Below are 4,810 nucleotides of genomic sequence, written 5' to 3'. Positions count from 1 at the left end.
CGGCAGCAGGTCGCGGGTCGCGTCGCGCAGGGCCTCGGCCACCTCGGCGGGCGTCCCGACAGTCGTCCCAGGAGTCGTCCGGGCGGACGGTGCGTCGTCGTCGACAGCGGTTTGCGTGACCACGGCCGTGGCCAGTCGCGGACTGTCCCCGCCGATCACCACGGCGACGGCCCGGTGCACCCCGGGCTGCCGCGTGAACGCGGCCTCGACCTCGGCGAGCTCGATGCGAAACCCTCGCACCTTCACCTGGCCGTCGCGGCGACCGAGGAACTCAAGCGTCCCGTCAGGCCAGTACCTGGCCATGTCACCAGTGCGGTACCAGCGGGTTCCCCGGTATTCGACGAACCGGTCGGCGGTTCGCTGTGGATCGCCCCGGTAGCCGCGGGCCACCCCCAGCCCGCCGATCCACAACTCGCCCGGCACCCAGTCGGGTCGGTCCCGGCCCTGCTCGTCGACGACCCGGCAGGTCACGCCGCGCAGCGGGGTGCCGTAGGGAACCGCCCGCCAGTGCGGCGGCACCCCGGCCGGCTCGGTCACCTCGCAGATCGTCGAGTGGATCGCCGTCTCAGTGGTACCGCCCAGGGCCACGAAGCGGCAGGTCGGCGCGTGGCGTGCGAGCAGCGCGGGCAGATGGGTTCCGACCCAGTCGCCGCCGAGCAGCGCAACCCGCAGCCGTTCGCCCCAGCCGTCGCGTCCGCCCGCCCGCAACAGCATCTCCAGGACGGCGGGCACGCAGTTGATCACGGTGACGTCCCAGATGTCGACCAGGTCCGCCCAGTGCGCCGCATCGCGGCGGGCATCCTCGGTGATCAACACGACCGCACCACCGGCCGACCACAGGCCGAACATGTCGAAGACCGACAGGTCGAAGTCGAGCGCGGACACCGCCAGTGACGCGTCCCGTGGCCCGATGTCGAAACGTCCGATCAGATCGCCGATGGTGTTCATCGCCGCCCGGTGCGGCACCTCCACTCCCTTGGGCTCACCGGTGGAACCCGAGGTGAACAGGATGTACGCCACGGCTTCGGGGCCGACGACGACCGGATCGGCCAGGGGAGCCCGGTGGACGGCCGCGACATCGACATCCAGCTCGACCACGGACGTGTCCGGTGCGGTGTCCCCGGGACTTTGGCCACCCGGACCTGCGGGCCCGTCGCGTTCGGTCAGCGCGACCCGCACGTCGGCCGTCCGGCGGATCTTCTCCCGCCGGGCGTGCGGCTGCTCCACGCCGATGGGCACGTAGACGGCCCCGGCCGCCAGCACGCCGAGTACCGCCACCGCCTGGGCGGGTCCCTTCGCGGCCTCGACCGACACCGACTCCCCCGGCCGCACCCCGCGTTCGACCAGACAACCGGCCACCCGCAGCGCCCGGTCGGCCAGTTCCGCGTAGGTCAGGGTGCCGCCGTTACCCCAGCGTAGTGCGGGTGCACCAGGTGTGCGGTGGGCGTGGGCGAAAAATCCGTCGTGCAGGAGCGCCCCGGGCGGCGGTACGCCTGTAGCAGCGACCCGTAGCCGCGCCCGGCCCTGATCGGGCGGTGTCGTGATCGACACTGGTACGCGCCAGCCCGCGTCCACGTCCGCGTCTGCGCCCGTGTCCGCCTTCTCGTCCATACCCGTACCCGCACCCGCGTTCTTGTCCGTGTCCGCGTTCTCAGTGGCGAGTGCGCCGACCACGTCCCGGTAGGCGGCGAACATCGCATCGACCACACCGTCGGGGAAGCCGTCCTCCCGGACGTCCCAGTTCAGCAGCAAACCCCCGCCGACCTCGGTGACCTGGGCGTCCAGCAGCACCTGCGGCCCCTGCGAGATGATCCACACCGGCTCGCCGAAATGCCGGCGCACCCGGTCGTCGAAGAGCTCCCCGAGGTTGAGGGCGCTGGTGAAGACGACGGGCGCGAACACCTGCTCGCCGCGCACGCGGGCCATGTCGCGCAGCACCTCGACCCCGGAGTAGTCCGCGTGCGCCCCGGCCAGATGCAGCCGCTGCTGTATCCGGCGGGCACGCTCGGCGAACGGCATCGGCTCGCCGCAGTCGACGTCGAGCAGCACCGATCCGGTGAAGTCACCCACCATGGCGTCCACATCGGGATGCAGCGCCTCCCGGTTGAACAGCGGCAGGTTCAGCAGGAACCGAGGTTCGTCCGCCCAGGCAGCCAGCACCTCGGCGAACGCCGTCGCCAGCGCCATCGCCGGGGTGACGCCGTGGCGATGCGCCCGCTCGATCAGCCGCGCCTTCTCCGGCGCCGGCAACCAGTGGTGCCTGCGCGCCACGCGACCGGTGCCACCACCGGCTGCCCGGGGCGTCACCGGCAGGTGCGGCGCCCCGGGCAGCTCGTCCAGGCGCTCGGCCCACCACTGCCGGTCACGCTCGTGCGCGGCAGCCCGCGCGGCCGCCCGGTCGCCGAGGTAGCCGGCGTAGCTGTAACCGATCGGATCGAGCGCACGGCCCGGGTGTTCATACAGTGCCGCCAGGTCCGCCAGGAGGATCCGGTAGCTCATCGCGTCCGCCGCGACCATGTCGATGTCCAGATGCAGCCTGGTGGCCCCGCCTGGAAGCAAGCTCAGCCGGACGTCGACGACCTGCCCGTCCTCGATCGCCAGCATCTGGTGTGACATCTGGTCACGCAGCTGCTCCAGGGTGCGCTCGACCTCATCCGCGGGCAGCTCGCGAAGATCACCGACCGTAACCGCCGGCCCCGGCCGGCACGCCAGCACCCGCTGCGTCCCATCATCACCGATCTTCACCCGCAGCATGGCATGGCGATCCACCACCGCCTCGACCGCCCTGCCCAGGCGGGCTGGGTCGACGTCACGGCCGTCGAACTCCACGTAGAGGTGTGCCGACACCGAACCCAGGGCCTGCCCGTCACCGCGTCCGATCCAGTAGGCGTGCTGCATCAACGCGAGCGGGAACGGCGCCAGCGGGGACAACAGCACTGAAGATGACAATTCCGACGGATCGCCGCGGTCGCCGGTCGGGACGGTCCCGGCGGCCCGCTCCGGCCGGTGGCCCTCGGCGCCCGAGGCCGGCAACCGGTGACCCTGGGTCCCCGAAGCGAGCAGAGCCGACCAGGCGTCCAGGGTCGGCCGCTCGGCCAGCTCGGCAAAACTCACCTCGACGCCGCGCTGGCGGAGCTGATTCGTCAGCCGCATGATCTGGATCGAATCCACGCCGAGCTCGATGAGGTTGTCGTCGAACCCGATCGAATTCGCCTGTTCGTCGAGCGCATCGGCGACAAAGCGCCGGAGATCCTGCTCTGTCAGCGACCCGCGGACCTGGATCTGCCGGCCCTGTGGTGAACGGCCGGTCATGCCTGTCGCGCTTCCATCCGGATACGCAGGCTGTTCGGACGCAGGTCGGTCCAGTTCTTCTCCACGTATTCCAGGCAGGCGTCCCGGGTGTCCTCGCCGAACACAATGGTCCAACCCGCCGGTACGTCAATGAAGATCGGCCACAATGAGTGTTGACCTTCGTCGTTGATCAGGACCAGGTAACGCGCGTCCGGGTCGTCGAACGGATTGGTCATTGTGGGTGCTCCTTTCCGCGGCCGCCGGGCGACGGCCGCGTTGTCACAGGCCGGACGCGCGGTCACGACCTGACGGCGGCGATTTTTGTGAGGGTCGGCTCGATACGCTGGAAGACATATGGGAACGTCAGCGGGCTGGGCAGCCGCACGGCATAGATTGTCTCCACGTCCAGCTCGGACACCCGGCCGTCCCGTATCGCACCCAGACGCTGGTAGATGGGATTCTTCTTGAGGTCGTCGAGATCCTGCTGGTTGATTGCCGAGATCAGGAGGTAGTCCGCGTCGATCGCGTCCAGCTTCTCCAGGCTCAGTTGCCCGTCCGGATCGGTGATCGCCTTTGCTCCGGCCGACAGGTTCATACCCAGCTGGCCGAAGAATTTCACCGCGAAATCCGACTGGTCGCTGACGACGATGAGCTGTCCCGGGCCGATCACCAACGCCATGGTGAAGGTCTTGCCGGCGAGCCCGGGCAGTTTCTGCTTGACCCGGCTGATCTCGGCCTCGGCATCGGTCACGATCTTCTCGGTGCGTGCGTCCGTGCCGGTCGCCCTGGCGACGGTCCGCACCCGGTCCTGCCAGGTGGTGTCTCCGGGAAGCTTCAGGGTGGGCGCGATCTGGCGCAGTTTGTCGTACTGTTCCTCAGCCGCCCAGTCGGCCAGAATCAGGTCCGGCCGCAGCGCCGCCACCTTCTCAAGGCTGAAGTCGGTGTTGACGTCGGTGTTCAGGAGGGTCGCCTTGCCCGCGTCCAGCAGGCCCTTCTGCCACGGGTACACGCCGCCCTCGGTACGGCTGCTTCGGTTCGCCCCGACGGGCTGGATGCCCAGCACCAGCAATGTGTCGACGTAGTCGCGGGTCAGCGCCACGACACGGGTCGGTTTCCTGTCGATACTCACCGGACCCTTCTCGGTGTCGATCGTCACCGAGAAGGGCTGGTTCGAACCGGACGCGGCAGCAGCGGGCTCGGAACCAGTCGTCGACGACCCGCAGGCGGCCGACACAGCCGACAGCACGACCATGGCGGCCAGCCAGGCCATCATTTTCCGGAATGAAATTCTCCCGAACGAAATCCCTTGGAAGAGAGCTCTTCGGGGCTGAATTCTTCGGAACGGAACTTTTCGGAGCGGACGGCGCCGGCTGTCACCGGACATCGATTCGGACGCTGCCATGAGGATCCTTTCACAAACCGGCGGGGTTTCCGCCGACCAGCGCCGGTCCGGGCGGGCCGGTGCTGGCTGGACGATTCAGAAAGATGGACGATTCAGGAATCAGAAAGATGGACGATT

4 protein-coding genes are annotated in these 4,810 nt (G+C 69.0%); 1 reads left to right on the top strand and 3 read right to left on the bottom strand.

Features of this window, described 5'->3' with window-relative positions:
- The 3 genes from DD1DGNOD_RS24270 to DD1DGNOD_RS24260 all read right to left on the bottom strand — a co-directional run.
- The coding region (locus tag DD1DGNOD_RS24270) for a non-ribosomal peptide synthetase (RefSeq protein WP_131771112.1) at positions 1-3,312 on the bottom strand (3,312 nt) is incomplete at its 3' end.
- Positions 3,309-3,527 (bottom strand): MbtH family protein, encoded by a 219-nt coding sequence (locus DD1DGNOD_RS24265; protein ID WP_131764800.1) that lies wholly within the window; start codon positions 3,525-3,527, stop codon positions 3,309-3,311. The genes DD1DGNOD_RS24265 and DD1DGNOD_RS24270, both read right to left, overlap by 4 nt.
- 62 nt (positions 3,528-3,589) lie before the next feature.
- Positions 3,590-4,447 (bottom strand): iron-siderophore ABC transporter substrate-binding protein, encoded by an 858-nt coding sequence (locus DD1DGNOD_RS24260; protein WP_206443407.1) that lies wholly within the window; start codon positions 4,445-4,447, stop codon positions 3,590-3,592.
- On the opposite strand from DD1DGNOD_RS24260, the gene DD1DGNOD_RS27500 reads away from it, so the two are divergent.
- Positions 4,434-4,622, top strand: coding sequence for a hypothetical protein (locus DD1DGNOD_RS27500; protein WP_165034658.1), 189 nt, complete (start codon positions 4,434-4,436; stop codon positions 4,620-4,622). The two genes, DD1DGNOD_RS24260 and DD1DGNOD_RS27500, sit on opposite strands and share 14 nt — an antisense overlap.
- Positions 4,623-4,810: the final 188 nt, after the last annotated feature.

It is taken from the genome of Candidatus Protofrankia californiensis, from assembly GCF_900634765.1.
GTDB classification, from domain to species: Bacteria; Actinomycetota; Actinomycetes; order Frankiales; family Frankiaceae; genus Protofrankia; species Protofrankia californiensis.
The sequence above is the reverse complement of the archived record's forward strand: the minus strand, read 5'-3'. Positions and strand labels throughout refer to the sequence as shown.

What these genes read in the sequence shown, in the direction of transcription:
- DD1DGNOD_RS24265 (WP_131764800.1), bottom strand. Translation starts at nt 3,527, where the DNA reads ATGACCAATCCGTTCGACGACCCGGACGCGCGTTACCTGGTCCTGATC.